This is a genomic window from Streptomyces sp. NPDC001194, from assembly GCF_042896985.1.
In the GTDB taxonomy this organism is placed as follows: Bacteria; Actinomycetota; Actinomycetes; order Streptomycetales; family Streptomycetaceae; genus Streptomyces.
Map to the genome: position 1 here is coordinate 1 of NZ_JBIAXU010000010.1, position 17,730 is coordinate 17,730.

General features: G+C 72.2%; 13 protein-coding genes. 10 read left to right on the forward strand and 3 right to left on the reverse strand.

All coding sequences use genetic code 11. From position 1 onward, the window contains the following. Positions 1–90: 90 nt before the first annotated feature. Positions 91–828, reverse strand: coding sequence for a hypothetical protein (locus ACFY1T_RS20790; protein WP_390789576.1), 738 nt, complete (start codon positions 826–828; stop codon positions 91–93). Positions 829–839: 11 nt separating this feature from the next. On the opposite strand from ACFY1T_RS20790, the gene ACFY1T_RS20795 reads away from it, so the two are divergent. Further along, positions 840–1,397 (forward strand): GNAT family N-acetyltransferase, encoded by a 558-nt coding sequence (locus ACFY1T_RS20795; RefSeq protein WP_390789428.1) that lies wholly within the window; start codon positions 840–842, stop codon positions 1,395–1,397. 89 nt (positions 1,398–1,486) lie between these two features. Continuing rightward, positions 1,487–3,454, forward strand: a complete 1,968-nt coding sequence (locus tag ACFY1T_RS20800) for a DUF5107 domain-containing protein (RefSeq protein WP_390789429.1) — start codon at positions 1,487–1,489, stop codon at positions 3,452–3,454. Between the two features lie 40 nt (positions 3,455–3,494). On the opposite strand, the gene ACFY1T_RS20805 is transcribed toward ACFY1T_RS20800, so the two are convergent. Then, positions 3,495–4,466 carry an SGNH/GDSL hydrolase family protein gene (locus ACFY1T_RS20805; RefSeq protein ID WP_390789430.1) on the reverse strand — a complete coding sequence of 324 codons (972 nt, stop codon included), beginning with the start codon at positions 4,464–4,466 and terminating at the stop codon, positions 3,495–3,497. Between the two features lie 342 nt (positions 4,467–4,808). Here ACFY1T_RS20805 and ACFY1T_RS20810 point away from each other — a divergent pair, with 342 nt between their 5' ends. The 3 genes from ACFY1T_RS20810 to ACFY1T_RS20820 all read left to right on the forward strand — a co-directional run bounded on the left by ACFY1T_RS20810 (position 4,809) and on the right by ACFY1T_RS20820 (position 9,081). Beyond that, on the forward strand, positions 4,809–5,849 hold the full coding sequence (locus tag ACFY1T_RS20810; protein WP_390789431.1) for an Rv2578c family radical SAM protein: 1,041 nt from the start codon (positions 4,809–4,811) through the stop codon (positions 5,847–5,849). 112 nt (positions 5,850–5,961) lie between these two features. After that, positions 5,962–7,572, forward strand: a complete 1,611-nt coding sequence (locus tag ACFY1T_RS20815) for an alpha/beta hydrolase (RefSeq protein ID WP_390789432.1) — start codon at positions 5,962–5,964, stop codon at positions 7,570–7,572. Between the two features lie 108 nt (positions 7,573–7,680). Next, the gene (locus tag ACFY1T_RS20820; RefSeq protein WP_390789433.1) at positions 7,681–9,081 is read left to right on the forward strand and encodes an acyltransferase family protein; all 1,401 of its coding nucleotides are present in this window, start codon (positions 7,681–7,683) and stop codon (positions 9,079–9,081) included. Positions 9,082–9,159: 78 nt separating this feature from the next. Here ACFY1T_RS20820 and ACFY1T_RS20825 read toward each other — a convergent pair whose 3' ends face one another. Further along, positions 9,160–9,720, reverse strand: a complete 561-nt coding sequence (locus tag ACFY1T_RS20825; RefSeq protein ID WP_390789434.1) for an adenylosuccinate lyase — start codon at positions 9,718–9,720, stop codon at positions 9,160–9,162. Positions 9,721–10,088: 368 nt separating this feature from the next. Here ACFY1T_RS20825 and ACFY1T_RS20830 point away from each other — a divergent pair, with 368 nt between their 5' ends. The 5 genes from ACFY1T_RS20830 (at position 10,089) to ACFY1T_RS20850 (ending at position 17,725) form a co-directional block, all read left to right on the forward strand. After that, positions 10,089–11,903, forward strand: a complete 1,815-nt coding sequence (locus tag ACFY1T_RS20830; RefSeq protein ID WP_390789435.1) for a 3-hydroxyacyl-CoA dehydrogenase family protein — start codon at positions 10,089–10,091, stop codon at positions 11,901–11,903. A 175-nt stretch (positions 11,904–12,078) separates the two neighbouring features. Further along, positions 12,079–12,912, forward strand: coding sequence for a TetR family transcriptional regulator (locus ACFY1T_RS20835; RefSeq protein ID WP_390789436.1), 834 nt, complete (start codon positions 12,079–12,081; stop codon positions 12,910–12,912). Positions 12,913–13,315: 403 nt separating this feature from the next. After that, positions 13,316–14,653, forward strand: coding sequence for a crotonyl-CoA carboxylase/reductase (gene ccrA, locus ACFY1T_RS20840; RefSeq protein ID WP_390789437.1), 1,338 nt, complete (start codon positions 13,316–13,318; stop codon positions 14,651–14,653). Between the two features lie 49 nt (positions 14,654–14,702). Next, positions 14,703–16,754 carry a protein meaA gene (locus ACFY1T_RS20845; RefSeq protein ID WP_030868036.1) on the forward strand — a complete coding sequence of 684 codons (2,052 nt, stop codon included), beginning with the start codon at positions 14,703–14,705 and terminating at the stop codon, positions 16,752–16,754. After that, positions 16,751–17,725, forward strand: a complete 975-nt coding sequence (locus ACFY1T_RS20850) for a CoA ester lyase (RefSeq protein WP_030292956.1) — start codon at positions 16,751–16,753, stop codon at positions 17,723–17,725. The genes ACFY1T_RS20845 and ACFY1T_RS20850 overlap by 4 nt, the downstream gene beginning before the upstream one ends. The last annotated feature ends 5 nt before the right edge of the window (positions 17,726–17,730 follow it).

Genomic DNA, 17,730 nt, shown 5'->3' on the forward strand with positions numbered 1-17,730 from the left:
TACAAGGGCTTCCGCCCGGCACGCCGAGAGCACGCACCGGACGCCGCGGGACCGCCCTCCGGGCGGACGGCGCTACTTTGCGGACACCCCCTAGGCACTGTGCAGCCAGACGCGGAGCGGGCCCAGCGGGGTGAAACCGTGGCGGTGAGCAGTGTCCAGGTCCTCCCCGGATTCGTAGCCGACGACCGGGAGGCCGGGCCAGAGTTCGGCGAGGGCCGCGAGGGCGCCCGCCCAGGCCTCGTCGTCGGGGGTGCCGTCCGCCGTGAAGACGTTGGAGAGGCCGACGACCGCGCCCGTACGGTTGGCGGCGGCCCCGGCGAGGATGCGCCCGTCCGCCGACCTCCCGGCCAGGAACGCGATCTCCGGCGCGAGCAGGCCCGGGTGGAAGAGGCCCGTGCCCTCCCCGCCGCCCCACGCCGCCTCCCAGCCGGCCAGCTCCCCGGCGTCCGCGACGCGGGTCCAGGCCAGGCCGGTGGCCGGTCCGGCCGGGGCCGGGGCGTCCGCCGGCCGGTGGATCCATTCGGCGCCGAACAGCACCTCGAAGCCCGCCGGGGCCAGGTCCAGCACGGCGAAGCTGTCCTTGACGGAGCAGCCGGGGGACCCGGTGTCCATCGCGGCCACCAGCGCCTGCGCCGAGGCCTCCCTCGTCAGGGTCACGCCGTCGGGGTAGTACGGCGGGGTGCGGCGCGCGCTGGTCCACGCGTCGGCCGCGAAGGCGCCGCCGCCGCTCACCGCCGCGCACCACTCGGCGTTGTTGCGTACGGCCGCGTGCAGCAGTTCTTCGGTGTCCTTGTCGATGATCACCCGGGGTAGCCTGCCACAGCTCATAGCCTGGGGGGATGTCATATTCCACGTACCTCCGCGAGGGGGAGCACGTCGGGCTGCGGCCCTTCCGGCTGGCCGACGGCCCCGAGTTCACCGCACGCGTGCACGAGAGCCGGCACCTCCACCACCCCTGGCTGAACCCGCCGGCGACGGCCGAGGAGTACGAGGCGTACGCGACACCGCTCATCGAGGGCGGCGGCCGGGTGGGCTTCCTGGTCTGCGAGCGCGGGACCGGGGCCATCGCGGGCTTCGTCAACATCAACAACATCGTCTACGGGGCCTTCGACTGCGGGGCGCTCGGCTACGGCGCCTTCGCGCACGCAGCCGGGCGGGGCCTGTTCCGCGAAGCGCTGGGGCTCGTCGTGGCGCAGGCCTTCGCCGCCGAGGACGAGGGCGGTCTGGGGCTGCACCGTCTGGAGGCCAACATCCAGCCGGGCAACGCGGCCTCCCTTGCGCTGGTCCGCGGAGCCGGGTTCCGGCAGGAGGGGTTCTCGCCGGACTTCCTCTTCGTCGACGGCGCCTGGCGCGACCACGAACGCTGGGCGATGACCGCCGAGATGCCCGGCGCGTAGCGCTCCGGCCAGGGCTTTACGCAATCCTGACCGGTGGTGATCCGCGGAAACCCTGTGCACCGGCCGCCCCGGCGTGTTCCATTTCCTGCATGGCCACCACCGTCCGCCGCGCCGTACTGAACCTGCCCGCAGCCCCGTTGGGCCCCGAGAACCCGCTGCCCGTCCTGTGCGCGCCCGCCGACGTGCACGCGCTCGACCAACGCTCCCGTGACGGGCTGCCGCGCGACATGGCCCGGCAGATCGGCTACGAGCCGTTGCGCTCGCTGCTGCCCGTACGGCTGCGGGACGGGTACCGACGGCACAGGCGGGAAGGCGAGTTCGAGGCGATCGTCCTCGAGAACGCGCACCTGCGGGTCACGGTGCTGCCCGGGCTCGGCGGCCGCGTCCACTCGCTCGTCCACGTGCCCACCGGGCGGGAACTCCTCTACCGCAACCCGGTGTTCCAGCCCGCCAACTTCGCCCTCAACGGCGCCTGGTTCTCGGGCGGCATCGAGTGGAACATCGGCGCCACCGGCCACACCACCCTCTCCTGCTCCCCGTTGCACGCCGCGCTCGTGCCGGCCCCCGACGGGGGCGTCATGGTCCGGCTCTGGGAGTGGGAGCGGCTGCGCGACCTCCCCTTCCAGGTGGACCTCTGGCTGCCCCAGGACTCGGAGTTCCTGTACGTCGGCGTGCGCGTCCGCAACCCGCACGAGCGGACCGCCCCCGTGTACTGGTGGTCCAACATCGCCGTCCCGGAGGATCCGGGCACGCGGGTGCTCGCCCCCGCCGACGAGGCCTGGCACTTCGGGTACGAGCGCGCGCTGCGGCGGATCCCCGTACCGCGGTGGGAGGACGAGGACCGCACGTACCCGCTGCGCAGCGAGTACCCGGCCGACTTCTTCTACGAGGTCCCGGACGGGGCCCGGCCGTGGATCGCCTCGCTCGACGCGCAGGGGCGCGGACTCGTCCAGACCTCCACGGCCCGGCTGCGCGGGCGCAAGCTGTTCGTGTGGGGCTCGGGAGAGGGCGGCCGGCGGTGGCAGGAGTGGCTGACCGAGCCCGGCACCGGCGGCTACGCCGAGATCCAGGCGGGTCTCGCCCGGACCCAGCTGGAGCACGTACGGCTGGAGGCCGGGGCGGAGTTCAGCTGGCTGGAGGCGTACGGACCGCTGGCCGCGGACCCGGGACCGGTGCACGGCCCCGACTGGGCATCGGCCCGCTCCGCCGCCGAGGCGGCCCTGGCGGCCGCACTGCCCCGGGAGCGGGTCGAGGAGGCGTACGAGGCGTGGCTCGGGGCCGCCGACACCGAACCCGGGGAGCGGCTGGCGGCGGGCTCGGGCTGGGGCGCGCTGGAGGTGCTGTGCGGCGGGTACGAGCTGCCCGGCACCCCGTTCGAGGAGGCGGGGCTCGGCGAGGCCCAGGCGCCCTGGCTGGAGCTGTGGCGCACCGGTGTCTTCCCCGCCCCGCGGCGGGTGGCGCCGCCGGGGCCCAGCCTGGTCGCCCCGCACTGGCGGGACATGCTGGAGACGGCCCCGGCGGATCCGCTGACCGAGTACCACCTGGGCGTGGCCCAGTGGCACGCGGGCGATGTGGCGCAGGCGGTGCGCAGCTGGGAGCGCGGGCTGGCGCTGGCGCCCTCGCGGTGGCCGCTGCTGCGCTGCCTGGCGGTGGCGGACGCGCTGGCCGGCGATCCGGCGCGGGCGGCGCAGCGGTACGCCGAGGCCTTCGAGGACCTGGCCGAGGAGAGCCGGGGCGGCGAGCCCTGGACGGCCGCGGAGTCCGCGCTGGGGCGGGAGGCGATGACGACGCTGCTGGCGGCCGGCCGGCTGCCGGCGGCGCGGGCGGTGTGGGACCGGCTGCGGCCGGCGCTGCGCGAGGAGGGCCGGTTCCGTCTGCTGGCCGCGCGGCTGCTGGCGGCGGAGGGCCACGTGGGCGCGGCCCGCCGGGTGTTCGAGGACGGCTTCGAGCTGGCGGACCTGCGCGAGGGCGAGGAGATCCTGTCGGAGGTCTGGTCCCGCATAACGCACCGGCCGCTCCCCGCGACGTACGACTTCCGCATGCGCCCGCCGACGTAGGCCCACGGCCCCCGGGGACCGTGGGCGGGGGCGTCGTTCGTCAGCGCGGCTCGATGGCGTTCAGGATCGCCGATGCGACGTGGTCGGCGGCGTTGCGGTGGCCCTTGGCGTTGGGGTGGACGAGGGCCGGCCGGTTGTCGTGGTCGAAGACGCCCTCGACCCACTTGCCGGCGTCACAGACGCTGTGGTTCCGGGTGGAGTCGTAGAGGTCGACGAAGTCGGCGGACCCGTGTGCGCCGGCCGACTTCTCGATGGTCTTGTTGAGGGGTTCGAGGACGTCCCGGCGCAGCCAGTCCAGATCGCCCCGGGTGATCGAGAGGAACTGGTGCAGGTCGTTGTAGTCGCACTTGGAGGTGTCCGCGGGAACGATCGTGGGGTAGCCGACGGCCAGGATCCTGGCGTGCGGGGCCTTCTCGTGGAGCTTGGCGAGCATCTCGCCGTACTCCTTGCCCACCTTGGTCAGCCGGCCGGGGATGCTCGCGGCCAGTTCTTCCCGGCACGGCGTGCCCACGCCGCCGCTGCCTCCTCCCAGCTCCAGGCACTTGAGGAGGATGTCGGCGAAGCCGAGGCTGTTGCCGCCCACGCCGACGGTGATCACGTCGGTGCCGGGCCGCACCGCCTCGGACTGCGGAGGAACCGCCGGGAAGGGGTAGTCGGGGTCCTCGGAGAGGGGCGGCAGGTGCCGCCCGATCGGCTCCTGGGCCCTGAAGGTGACGTCCTGGATGGTGGCGGCGCCGCAGCTGACGTTGGTCAGCTCGATCAGCGGGCCCAAGTCGCGGTCGATGACCTGCGGGTACGACTGGTCGGTGCGCTCGCAGCCGTCGCGGGGGTACTCGAAGACGTCACCGGCGGCCGGGATGACCCCGGCGGTGTACGAGTCACCGAGGGCGACCCAGTCGTAGGAGGCCGCGGCCGCGGGCTGCGCCCCGGCGAGTTGTACGGGGACCAGGGCCCCCGCGGTGAGAGCGGTGGCCGAACCGAGCAGGGCCAGACGAATACGGAAGCTCGCCACGAATCCTCCAGAGATAGGGCGTTGGCAGCGCTACGACGATACGGAATCCGTCACTCCATGCACTAGATCGAATACGGACAGTCACGCGCGAGGGAATCCGCGGGCCCTGCGTCGCGCCGGGCGCACGTTCTGACCGGAGATGTCCGTTTAACCGACCAAGATCTTCCGCCGGTGACGGATTCCGCGCGGCGTGGGGACCGTGGGGCGGGTGCGCTCAGCGCCCTCGCGGACCCCGCTCCACCCCCCGCTCGCGCGGCTGTCCGGTTCCCGACCCGGCGTCCCTCGCACGATCATGGGAACGTTTGTTCTATTCTCGGGGCCGAGACACCGAGGGAGGCGCTCATGCGCTGGGACAATCTGACGGACGGGCCCCGGGGTCCCGGGCAGGCGGGGGCGCTCTTCGGGGCCGCCTCCGTCGTCACGCGGACCTTCGACACCCCGGAGTTCCGCGGGATGACCTTCCACGAGGTCCGCGCCCGCTCGGTCCTCAACCGGGTACCCGGCGCCTCGCGCATGCCGTTCGAATGGACGGTCAACCCGTACCGCGGGTGCAGCCACGCCTGCGTGTACTGCTTCGCCCGCAAGACGCACGGCTACCTCGACCTCGACACCGGCGTCGGTTTCGACTCGCAGATCGTCGTCAAGACCAACGCCCCCGAGCTGCTGCGCCGCGAACTCGCCTCGAGCCGGTGGGCCGGCGCGCACATCGCCATGGGCACCAACGTCGACTGCTACCAGCGCGCCGAGGGCCGCTACCGGCTGATGCCCGGGATCATCGAGGCCCTGCTCGAGCGGGCCAACCCCTTCTCCATCCTGACCAAGGGGACGCTGATCCTGCGCGACCTCCCGCTCCTGCGGCGGGCCGCCGCCGTCGCCGACGTCGGCATCTGCGTCTCCGTCGGCTTCACCGACGCCGAGCTGTGGCGCACCGTCGAGCCCGGCACCCCCTCCCCCACCGCCCGGCTGGCCGCCGTACGGGCCCTCACCGACGCCGGCATCGAGTGCGGGGTGCTGATGGCCCCGGTCATCCCCTTCCTCGGGGACTCCCCCGAGCAGCTGCGCGCCACCGTCCGGGCCGTCGCCGAGTCCGGGGCGACCTCCGTGACACCCCTGGTACTCCATCTGCGGCCGGGCGCCCGCGAGTGGTTCACGGCATGGCTGGCCGACCGCCACCCCCACCTCGTCGAACGGTACGAGCGGATGTACGCGGGCGGCTCGTACGCACCCACCTGGTACCAGCGCCAGATCACCCGGCAAGTCCACGAGCTCGCCGCCGAATTCGGCATCGGGCCCTCCCGGCGGGGCGCGGCCCGCAGGATCCCCGTCCCCGAACGCCCGGCCGGTCCGGCGCCCGCCGAGCCGGTGCAGCTCAGCCTCCTGTGACCTCGTACGGCCCCTGAAGGCTCATCACATCGGGCCAATCAGCGGCCCAATCCCGCCTTCCGGGCGCGGTTTCCGGGACGATTCCGCCCAGAACCCTCGGCTGGGAGGCCCCATGCTCCACCCCGCGTACCCTGCGACCCCCGCGAAGAAGCGCGGCCCGCTGACGAAGCGCGCCGCCGTCCTGCTGTCGGTCGCCACCGCGACCGTGGCCGCCGTCGTCACGAGCCCGGCGGGTGCCGCGCCGGCGGCCGCGGCGCCGGCCGCCGCCCCCGCCGCGCTGCGCTGGACCGGCTGTGCGACCCCGCGCTATCCGACGCTGCAGTGCGCCTCCCTCAAGGTCCCGCTCGACCACGACCACCCGGCCGGCCGGCAGATCTCGCTGGCCCTGACCCGGGTCCCGCACACCGCCAAGACCTCGCAGGGCCCGCTGCTCGTCAACCCCGGCGGGCCCGGCGGCAGCGGCCGGAGCCTGGCCGGGTTCATCGCCTCCGCGCTGCCCAAGGACGTGGCCGCCCAGTACGACGTCATCGGCTTCGACCCCCGGGGCGTGGGCAAGAGCGAGCCCGCCCTGGACTGCGGGCCCGGCCACTTCACCCCCGTGCGCCCGGACTCCGTACCGCTCGACGCACAGACCGAGCGGGCCAACCTGGACCGGGTGAAGTCCTTCGCCGAGTCCTGCCAGACCCGGCACGCGGACGTGCTCCCGTACATCGGCACCGTCTCGGCCGCCCGCGACATCGAGGTGCTGCGCGGGGCCCTCGGCGCGGCGAAGGTCAGCTACTTCGGCTACTCGTACGGGACCTACCTGGGCGCGGTGTACGCCAAGCTCCACCCGGACCGGGTGCACCGCCTCGTCCTGGACTCCGTGGTCGACCCGGGCGGGGTCTGGTACGAGGACAACCTGGCCCAGGACCGGGCGTTCGACGCCCGCCACAAGTCCTTCCTGGCCTGGGTGGCCCGGTACGACGAGAAGTACGGGCTGGGCAGCGACCCGGCGGGGGTCGAGGAGCGCTGGTACGCGATGCGCGACGCCCTGCGCGGGAGTCCGGCGGGCGGCAAGGTGGGCCCGGCGGAGCTGGAGGACACGTACATGCCGGGCGGCTACTACAACGGCTACTGGCCGGTCCTCGCCGAGGCCTTCTCCGCGTACGAGGTGGCGAAGGACCCCAAGCCCCTGGTGGCGGCGTACGAGCGGTTCGGGGCGGTGGAGCCCTCCGCGGGCAACAGCTACAGCGTGTACACGGCGGTGCAGTGCCGGGACTCGGCCTGGCCGAAGGACTGGAACCAGTGGCGTGCCGACATGTGGCGCACCCACGCGAAGGCCCCGTTCATGACCTGGAACAACGCCTGGTACAACGCGCCGTGCGCGTTCTGGCGGACGGAGCCGCTGGCGGCGCCGGACGTGACCAACGCCGACCTCCCGCCGGCCCTGCTGCTCCAGGCGACGGAGGACGCGGCGACCCCGTTCGAGGGGGCGCTGAGCATGAAGGGGAAGCTGAAGGGCTCGGCGCTGGTGGTGGAGCAGGGCGGCGGCAACCACGGGGTGGCGCTCAGCGGCAACAAGTGCCTGGACGAGAAGGTGGCGGCGTACCTGCGCAGCGGCCAGGCCTCGGACGCGAACTGCCCCGCCCAGCCCGCCCCGAAGCCCACCACGTCCACGCGCGCGGTCCCCCCGACCGCCGGCGGCACGGCCCTTCACGGCCTCCTGGGCTTCCGCGGGTAAGCATCGGATCGCGGCCGTACGGGCAGGTTTGCCATGTTTCGCCCGAACCGCTCCCGACGCCTCGGTGAACGGGCGCGGGACGGGCGGACATCGGCTAGGGTCCCTGCGGTGAAGAAGCTGATACCCCCCTTCCCCCGACGCAAGGCCACCGCGGCCCCGGGCTCCGCCGCCGGCGCCCGGCTCGGCTGGCTGGACGCCCTGCGCGGCATCGCCGCCCTGGTCGTGGTCCTGCACCACTTCGACGTGCTGCGGATGCTGCCCTTCGGCGGGATGGTCTGGCGCAACTTCGACCTCGGGGTCTTCGGGGTCATGCTCTTCTTCATCGTGAGCGGCTACATCATCCCGGCCTCGCTGGAGCGCAGGGGCGACGTCCGGGCCTTCTGGATCGGCCGGCTCTTTCGGATCTACCCCGCCGTCATCGTCGCGTTCGCCGCCGCGATCATGATGCTGCCGGCCGGAGACGGCTCGGTCGCGCTGCTGCGCACCGGCGACGACCTGGCCTCGCTGGTCGCGAACGGCCTGATGCTGCAGGACATGCTGGGCGTCATCAACGGCATGAACGTCACCTGGACGCTCTGCTACGAGATGGTCTTCTACTTCTTCGTCACCGCCCTGTTCACCCGGGGCCTGCACCGGCACAGCGCCCCGATCGCGGTGGCCTTCGCCGGCGCCGCGCTGGCGATCGGCACCGCCCTCGCCCCCCAGCTGCTGATCACGGAACTGGGCTCGGTCCGGCTGCTCCTGCTGATCGTCACACCGATCGTGCTCCTGGGCTTCTGGGGCGTGCTCAGCGGCAACCGGAAGGCGACCGCGGCGGGCGCCCTGCTGCTCGGCGGACTCGGCCTGGTCCTCGTCACGCTCAACAGCCGGGCCGTCGCGTTCGAGACCTTGATGATCTTCGCGACGATGTTCGGCGGCACCGTCGTCCACCGGGCGCAGCACGGCACGATCCGCCGGGTTCCGGCGCTGCTCGCCTGCGGGTCCGTGGTCGCGGCGGGCGTGCTCGTCGGATGGCTGTACAACCGCAACGGCGTCCAGGAGAGCACCTGGACCTCCGGCTGGAAGGCCTGGTCGCTCTCGTACCTCGCGGCCTGGATCCTGTTCGGCCTCTTCTTCCTGCTGCGGGGACGGCGCTTCCCGAAGCCGCTGACCTGGCTCGGCGCGATCAGCTTCTCGATGTACCTGCTGCACTTCCCGCTGCTGCGCACCGTCGGACCGCCGCTGGGCGTCCCGCCGATGCCCGAGTCCACGCTCGGGAAGGTCGCCTGGACGGCGATCTTCCTCACCGTGCTGATGGCCGCGAGCCATCTGATGTACCGCCTGGTCGAGCTGCCTGCGCAGCGCCTGGGCAAGCGGGTCCAGCGGGCGGCGGACCGTCGCCGCCCGGCCGTCGCCGGTGCCGCAGCCGCCGCGCCCGACGCGATCCTGCACCGGCAGGCCGAGGGCGGCGAGGGCGGCGGGAGCGGGGCCGCCCGGGCACAGGGCGAGAAGGCTTCGGTCTCCGGCTGAGGGACGGACGCACCGCGAAGGCCCCGGCCTCCGTGAGGCGTTCCGGGAGGTACGGGGCGCCCGCCCCGTGCGGCGGAGTCAGCGCGGTTTGCGCAGGGTGCGCAGGGCCGCCGTGGCCGCCACCGCGAGGCGGGGGTGGGACTGGGCCCGGGTGAGGACCTCCCGGGCGCGCGGGTCGGCGAGGGCGCCGAGCCCCTCCACGCAGGCCAGGGCCACCCGCCAGTACGGCTCGTGCGGGGAGAGCAGCCGGGACAGCGTGGCCATGAGGACCGGCGCCGATTCGGGGGCGCGCAGGATCGCGAGGAGCCGTACGGGCTGCAGGGCGTAGGCCGTGCGCAGGGTGTTGGTGGCCAGGGCCGCCGCCGCCCGGGCGGTGCGCGGGTCGCCCAGGGCGGCGAGCGCCTCGGCGGCCGCCGCGCAGCGCGGCGGGTCGCGGTGGTTGAGCAGCAGCACGAGGGGCTCGAAGGCGCGCCGGTCCCCGGCCAGGCCGAGGCGGTACGCGGCCAGCTCGCGGGCCCACAGGGGCAGGCCGGCGGAGGTCAGGGAGGCGGCCAGCGCGTCGGGGTCCGCCGCGAGCAGCTCCCCGTACCGCGGGGACTCGCCGGATTCCGTTCGCAGGCGCTCCAGCACGTCGTTCACCCGGCCACCCTAGGGCGGCGAGGCCGCCGCCACGCCGGGTTTCCCGCAGATGACTGATCGATGATCGATGATCGGTACATTTGGGCGGTACAGGTCACATCTCCGCGCTCTGGCGCGGCAGTTACCGGCGGGTTACGCTCCCTTCAACGTACGAGGCCGGCCTGGTGACGCAGCCGCCCCGTATCAGTCGGTCCGGTAGCTCCCACGACTCCCGTGCACCAGCTACCCCTGCTGCCCTTCGTGTACGGCGCGGCCCCGGGACAGGGTCCGCCGTTCTCCGCCCCGCGTTTCCCCGCGGGCCGGATCCGCCGCGCGTCGTGCGCCGTGCGGCCCCCTCAGTCGTCACCCTCTTCCACTGGAGTCCCGCGATGGACCTTCCGTCCACGTCCAGTCAGTCCACCGGCCAGTCCGCCTTCCAGACCATCGCCGTCGTCGGCCTCGGCACCATGGGCACCGGCATCGCCGAGGTCCTCGCCCAGGCCGGCCGCGAGGTCATCGGCATCGACATCAGCGAGGCCGCCACCCGCCGGGCCACGGCCGCCCTCGCGGCCGCCACGGCCCGTTCGGTGGCCCGCGAGCGCCTCACCGAGCAGGAGCGCGAAGGCGTGCTCGCCCGCTTCCGCACCTTCACCGAGCTGTCCGCCGCCGCCGACGCCGACCTGGTCATCGAGGTCGTCCCGGAGGACTACGCGCTCAAGCAGCGGCTCTTCCGCGAGCTCGACGCGATCGTCCGCCCCGACACGATCCTGGCCACCGGCACCAACGCCCTGTCGGTGACCCGGCTCGCCGCCGAGTCGCAGCGCCCCGAGCGCGTCCTGGGCCTCCACTTCTTCAACCCGGCCCCGGCGATGAAGCTGGTCGAGGTGGTCTCCAGCGTCCTGACCGCCCCGCCGGCCGTCGAGGCGGTCACCCTGCTGGCCCGCGAGCTCGGCAAGGAGCCCGTCTCCGTCGGCGACCGCCCCGGCTTCGTCGCGGACGGCCTGCTCTTCGGGTACCTCAACCAGGCCGCCGCGATGTACGAGTCGAAGTACGCCTCCCGCGAGGACATCGACGCGGCGATGCGGCTCGGCTGCGGTCTGCCCATGGGTCCGCTCGCACTGCTCGACCTGATCGGCGTGGACACCGCCCGGACCGTCCTGGAGGCCATGTACGCCTCCTCCGGCGACCGGCTGCACGCCCCGGCCCCGATCCTGGGCCACCTCGCCGAGGCGGGTCTGACCGGGCAGAAGGCCGGGCGCGGCTTCTACACGTACGGGGAGCCGGGCGGCTCCACGGTCGTCCGCGACGCCCAGACCCCGCTGGAGGGGGCCCGGCTCGGCGAGGGCCGGCCGGTCGCGAAGGTCGGCGTGGCCGGCTCCGGCACCATGGCGAGCGGCATCGCGCAGGTCTTCGCGCAGGCCGGCTTCGCGGTGGTGCTCGCCGCCCGCAGCCAGGAGAAGGCGTCCGCCGCGAAGGCCGCGATCGGAAAGTCCTTGGACCGTGCGGTGTCCAAGGGCCGGCTGACCGAGGAGAACGCGGCGCGGACGCTGGAGCGGATCACGCCGGCCGGCTCCCTGGACGCCTTCGCCGACGTGGACCTGGCCGTGGAGGCGGTCGCCGAGGACCTGGCGGTCAAGCAGGAGCTGTTCGCGGCCCTCGACAAGGTCTGCCGGCCCGGCGCGGTGCTGGCCACCACGACCTCCTCCCTGCCGGTGATCGCGATCGCCCGCGCGACCTCGCGTCCGCAGGACGTGATCGGCATGCACTTCTTCAACCCGGCTCCGGCGATGAAGCTGGTCGAGGTGGTCCGGACCGTCCTGACCTCCGACGACGTGCACGCCACGGTCCGCGAGATCTGCCTGAAGGTGCGCAAGCACCCCGTGGACTGCGGGGACCGGGCCGGGTTCATCGTCAACGCGCTGCTGTTCCCGTACTTGAACAACGCCGTGAAGATGGTCGAGCAGCACTATGCGAGCCTCGACGACATCGACGCGGCGATGAAGCTGGGCGGCGGCTACCCGATGGGGCCCTTCGAGCTCCTGGACGTCGTCGGTCTCGACGTCTCGCTGGCGATCGAGAAGGTGCTCCACAAGGAGTTCCGCGATCCCGGTCTGGCCCCGTCCCCGCTGCTGGAGCACCTGGTGGCGGCGGGTTGCCTGGGCCGCAAGACCGGCCGCGGATTCCGTGAGTACGCCCGCCGGTAATCAGCGCCCCGGCCAGGTGCCCCCAGAGCCGGATGCGTGGGGAGGGCTGCTCGGGTCTGCCGCACCCTCACGGCAGGCCGTACCTTCCGAGCCCAGTGCGGGCCCTCCCCCGCATCCACCCCCGCCCCACCCCCCTCAGGCGCGCTCCCCCGCGCGAATGAAGTACTTTCGCTCTATGTCCCAGCCCGCCAAGACCTCGCCCCGCGCCGCCACGGCCTCCGACAGCACCGAGAGCCCGGCGGGCACCAAGGCGGCCGCCCAGCGGCTCAAAATGCGCCGCGAGCTCGCCGCCGCCGCCATGGAGCTGTTCGCGACCAAGGGGTACGAGGCGACGACGGTCGACGAGATCGCCGCGACGGCGGGGGTGGCGCGCCGGACCTTCTTCCGGCACTTCCGGTCCAAGGAAGAGGCGATCTTCCCGGACCACGACGACACCCTGACCAGGGCCGAGGCGGTGCTGGACGTGGCCCCGGCGCACGAGCACCCGCTCGACACGGTGTGCCGCGGGATCAAGGAAGTCATGAAGATGTACGCCGCCTCGCCGGCGGTGTCGGTGGAGCGCTACCGGCTCACCCGCGAGGTGCCGGCGCTGCGGGAGCGGGAGATCGCCTCGGTGGCCCGGTACGAGCGGCTCTTCACCCGCTACCTGCTGGCCCACTTCGACGAGACCGACCACCACGACGGCAACGACGACCCGCTGCTGGCCGAGGTGGCCGCCTCGGCGGTCGTGACGGCCCACAACCACGTGCTGCGGCGCTGGCTGCGGGCGGGCGGCCAGGGGGACGTGGAGGCTCAGCTGGACCACGCCTTCTCGATCGTGCGGAAGACCTTCGGCACGGGGATCGGCGCGGGCCGCACCCTGAGCACCACGCCGGCAGCGGCGGCGGCCCCGGCCGCGCCGGCGCAGGTCCGTACGCAGGGCGAGGTGCTGGTGGCGGTGGCCCGTACGGACGCCCCGCTCGACGAGGTCATGCGGACCATCGAGGAAGCTCTCAGAAACAAGCAGTAGTCGCACACATCACAGTGGCCGCTCCCGTTCCGGGGGCGGCCGCTTTTGTTTGTCCGACTTGCCCCTACTCGCGGGTAACCCTGATCGATCATCGCTCATCTGCGCAGGTCAATAGGCAAATGAGAGAAAGTTTTGGCACGCGGTGCCTTGCTAGGTGACACGGGGTGCCATACGTTGAATCTCGTCCGGATGTCCCCGCGGTCCACGCCCACTCGGCACGAACCGCGCCCCGGATGCCTGCGTCACCAGGCCCCGCGCGCACGCCTCACCACGGGCACCGCGCCAGCACCACAGCTCCGCCGGACCGACGGCACCCGCAGTACCTCAGCACCACCCACACCACACCCGTTCCACGCACCCGCGTATCCCTCAGCGCACCCTCAGCGCTCGCCGGAGGCACACCGTGAAGGACATCCTGGACGCGATCCAGTCGCAGGCCGCAACGGCCGCCGACTTCGCGGCCCTGCCGCTCCCCGACTCGTACCGCGCGATCACCGTGCACAAGGACGAGGCGGAGATGTTCGCGGGGCTCACCACCCGTGAGAAGGACCCGCGCAAGTCCCTGCACCTCGACCAGGTCCCGGTGCCGGAGCTCGGCCCGGGCGAGGCCCTGGTGGCCGTCATGGCCTCCTCGGTCAACTACAACTCGGTCTGGACGTCGATCTTCGAGCCGGTGTCGACCTTCAGCTTCCTGGAGCGTTACGGGAAGCTCAGCGACCTGAGCAAGCGCCACGACCTCCCTTACCACGTCATCGGCTCCGACCTCGCGGGCGTCGTGCTGCGCACCGGCCCGGGCGTCAACTCCTGGAAGCCGGGCGACGAGGTCGTCGCGCACTGCCTCTCCGTCGAGCTGGAGTCCTCGGACGGCCACAACGACACGATGCTCGACCCCGAGCAGCGCATCTGGGGCTTCGAGACCAACTTCGGCGGCCTGGCGGAGATCGCCCTCGTCAAGTCCAACCAGCTGATGCCGAAGCCGGACCACCTGAGCTGGGAGGAGGCCGCCTCCCCCGGTCTGGTCAACTCCACCGCGTACCGCCAGCTGGTCTCGCGCAACGGCGCCGGCATGAAGCAGGGCGACAACGTCCTGATCTGGGGCGCCAGCGGCGGACTCGGCTCGTACGCCACGCAGTTCGCGCTGGCCGGCGGCGCCAACCCGATCTGCGTGGTCTCCAGCGCGCAGAAGGCGGACATCTGCCGCTCGATGGGCGCGACCGCGATCATCGACCGCAGCGCCGAGGGCTACAAGTTCTGGAAGGACGAGCACACCCAGGACCCCAAGGAGTGGAAGCGCTTCGGCAAGCGCATCCGCGAGCTGACCGGCGGCGAGGACATCGACATCGTCTTCGAGCACCCCGGCCGGGAGACCTTCGGCGCCTCGGTCTACGTCACCCGCAAGGGCGGCACCATCACCACCTGCGCCTCGACCTCGGGCTACATGCACGAGTACGACAACCGCTACCTGTGGATGTCGCTCAAGCGGATCATCGGCTCGCACTTCGCCAACTACCGCGAGGCGTGGGAGGCCAACCGCCTGATCGCCAAGGGCAAGATCCACCCCACGCTGTCGAAGGTCTACTCCCTGGAGGAGACCGGCCAGGCCGCGTTCGACGTCCACCGCAACCTCCACCAGGGCAAGGTCGGCGTCCTCGCGCTGGCCCCCGAGGAGGGCCTGGGCGTGCGCGACCACGAGCTGCGCGCGACGCACCTCGAGGCGATCAACCGCTTCCGCAACATCTGAACCGTCTGAATCGTCTGAGTCGGCTCAAAGGCCATAAGGATCGCCTGAGATGACAGAGCGCCAGAAAGACCGTCCGTGGCTCATGCGGACGTACGCCGGCCACTCCACGGCCGAGGCGTCCAACGAGTTGTACCGCCGCAACCTCGCCAAGGGCCAGACCGGCCTGTCGGTCGCGTTCGACCTCCCGACGCAGACCGGCTACGACCCCGACCACATCCTCGCCCGCGGCGAGGTGGGCCGGGTCGGGGTCCCGGTCTCCCATCTGGGCGACATGCGACGGCTGTTCCAGGACATCCCCCTGGAGCAGATGAACACCTCGATGACGATCAACGCCACCGCCATGTGGCTGCTGGCGCTCTACCAGGTGGCCGCCGAGGAGCAGGGCGCGGACATCGCCCAGCTCCAGGGCACCACCCAGAACGACATCGTCAAGGAGTACCTCTCGCGCGGGACGCACGTCTTCCCGCCCGGGCCCTCGCTCCGCCTGACGACGGACATGATCGCGTACACGGTCAACCACATCCCGAAGTGGAACCCGATCAACATCTGCTCGTACCACCTCCAGGAGGCCGGGGCCACCCCGGTCCAGGAGATCTCGTACGCGATGTCGACCGCGATCGCCGTGCTGGACTCGGTGCGCGACTCGGGCCAGGTCCCGGAGGATCGTTTCGGCGAAGTGGTCGCCCGCATCTCGTTCTTCGTGAACGCGGGCGTCCGCTTCATCGAGGAGATGTGCAAGATGCGCGCCTTCGGCCGCATCTGGGACCAGGTCACCCGCGAGCGCTACGGCATCGAGAACGCCAAGCAGCGCCGGTTCCGGTACGGCGTGCAGGTCAACTCCCTGGGCCTGACCGAGGCGCAGCCGGAGAACAACGTCCAGCGCATCGTGCTGGAGATGCTCGCGGTCACCCTCTCCAAGGACGCCCGCGCCCGCGCCGTGCAGCTGCCCGCCTGGAACGAGGCGCTGGGCCTGCCCCGGCCCTGGGACCAGCAGTGGTCGCTGCGCATCCAGCAGGTCCTGGCGCACGAGAGCGACCTGCTGGAGTACGAGGACATCTTCGCCGGATCCCACGTCATCGAGGCCAAAGTCGACTCCCTGGTCGTCGACTGCCTGGCCGAGATCGACCGGATCCAGGAGATGGGCGGCGCGATGGCCGCCGTCGAGTCCGGATACCTGAAGTCCCAGCTGGTCTCCTCGCACGCCGAGCGGCGCGCCCGGATCGAGGCCGGTGACGACAAGATCGTGGGCGTGAACTGCTTCGAGCAGACCGAGGAGAACCCGCTGACGGCCGACCTGGACGGCGCCATCATGACGGTCGACCCGGCCGTCGAGGCGCTGACCGTGGAGCGGATCGTCCGCTGGCGGGCCGAGCGGCAGGAGTCCTCGGACCGGCAGGGCAACGGCGACCCGTTCGTCTTCCCGACGGTGATGCAGGCCCTGGACCGGCTCAAGGAGGCCGCGGCCGGGACCGAGAACCTCATGGAGGCCACCTTGGAGTGCGCCCGCGCCGGTGTCACCACCGGTGAGTGGGCGAACGCCCTGCGCGAGGTGTTCGGCGAGTTCCGCGCCCCGACCGGGGTCTCCTCGGCCCCGGTCGCGGTCACCGCCGAGGAGGGCACGCCGATGGCCCTCGTCCGCGAGAAGGTCGCCCGTACCGCCGAGGACCTCGGCTCCGGCCGGCTGCGCCTGCTGGTCGGCAAGCCGGGCCTGGACGGACACTCCAACGGCGCCGAGCAGATCGCCGTGCGGGCGCGCGACGCCGGATTCGAGGTGGTCTACCAGGGCATCCGGCTGACACCCGAGGAGATCTCCTCGGCGGCGCTGGCCGAGGACGTGCACTGCGTGGGACTGTCCATCCTGTCCGGCTCGCACAGCGCGCTCGTGCCGGACGTGCTGGAACGCCTCCGTACGGCGGGGGCGGGTGACATCCCCGTGGTCCTCGGCGGCATCATTCCGAACGCCGATGCCATCGCCCTCAAGGCGGCCGGTGTGGCCGCCGTCTTCACACCCAAGGACTTCGGTATCACGGAGATCATCGGCCGTATCGTCGACGAGATCCGGAAAGCGAACAAGCTCGACCCTCTGGAGGTCCCCGCATGACCACGCCCACGTCTCCCGTGAACCGCCTTCGGCCGCGCCGCTCCTGCCTCGCGGTGCCGGGATCGAACCCGCGCTTCCTGGAGAAGGCCCAGGGCCTGCCGGCCGACCAGGTCTTCCTCGACCTGGAGGACGCCTGCGCCCCGCTCGCCAAGGAAGGCGCCCGCCACACGATCGTGGACGCGCTGAACAACGGCGACTGGACCGGCAAGACCCGGGTCGTGCGCGTCAACGACTGGACCACGCACTGGACGTACCGCGACGTCATCACGGTCGTGGAGGGCGCGGGCCAGAACCTCGACTGCATCATGCTGCCGAAGGTCCAGGACGCCCAGCAGGTCGTGGCGCTGGACCTGCTGCTGACGCAGATCGAGAAGACGATGGGCTTCGAGGTCGGCAAGATCGGCATCGAGGCGCAGATCGAGAACGCCAAGGGCCTGGTCAACGTCGACGAGATCGCCGCCGCCTCGCCGCGGCTGGAGACCATCATCTTCGGTCCGGCCGACTTCATGGCCTCGATCAACATGAAGTCGCTGGTCGTGGGCATGCAGCCGCCCGGCTACCCGGCGGACGCCTACCACTACATCCTGATGCGGATCCTGATGGCGGCCCGCATGCACAACCTCCAGGCGATCGACGGTCCCTTCCTGCAGATCCGCGACGTGGACGCGTACCGCGAGGTGGCGGGCCGGGCGGCGGCGCTGGGCTTCGACGGCAAGTGGGTGCTGCACCCGGGCCAGGTCGACGCGGCCAACGAGGTCTTCTCCCCCTCCCAGGAGGACTACGACCACTCCGAGCTGATCCTCGACGCGTACGACTGGTGCACCTCCGAGGCCGGCGGCAAGAAGGGCTCGGCCATGCTCGGCGACGAGATGATCGACGAGGCCAGCCGCAAGATGGCCCTGGTCATCGCGGGCAAGGGCCGTGCCGCCGGCATGCAGCGCACCACCAAGTTCGAGATCCCGGAGGCCTGATCCCG

Bases quoted from the DNA above. Each gene is read 5' to 3' on its own strand.
- ACFY1T_RS20790 (WP_390789576.1), bottom strand. From the start codon at position 828: ATGAGCTGTGGCAGGCTACCCCGGGTGATCATCGACAAGGACACCGAA.
- ACFY1T_RS20795 (WP_390789428.1), top strand. From the start codon at position 840: ATGTCATATTCCACGTACCTCCGCGAGGGGGAGCACGTCGGGCTGCGG.
- ACFY1T_RS20800 (WP_390789429.1), top strand. From the start codon at position 1,487: ATGGCCACCACCGTCCGCCGCGCCGTACTGAACCTGCCCGCAGCCCCG.
- ACFY1T_RS20810 (WP_390789431.1), top strand. From the start codon at position 4,809: ATGCGCTGGGACAATCTGACGGACGGGCCCCGGGGTCCCGGGCAGGCG.
- ACFY1T_RS20815 (WP_390789432.1), top strand. From the start codon at position 5,962: ATGCTCCACCCCGCGTACCCTGCGACCCCCGCGAAGAAGCGCGGCCCG.
- ACFY1T_RS20830 (WP_390789435.1), top strand. From the start codon at position 10,089: ATGGACCTTCCGTCCACGTCCAGTCAGTCCACCGGCCAGTCCGCCTTC.
- ACFY1T_RS20835 (WP_390789436.1), top strand. From the start codon at position 12,079: ATGTCCCAGCCCGCCAAGACCTCGCCCCGCGCCGCCACGGCCTCCGAC.
- ACFY1T_RS20845 (WP_030868036.1), top strand. From the start codon at position 14,703: ATGACAGAGCGCCAGAAAGACCGTCCGTGGCTCATGCGGACGTACGCC.
- ACFY1T_RS20850 (WP_030292956.1), top strand. From the start codon at position 16,751: ATGACCACGCCCACGTCTCCCGTGAACCGCCTTCGGCCGCGCCGCTCC.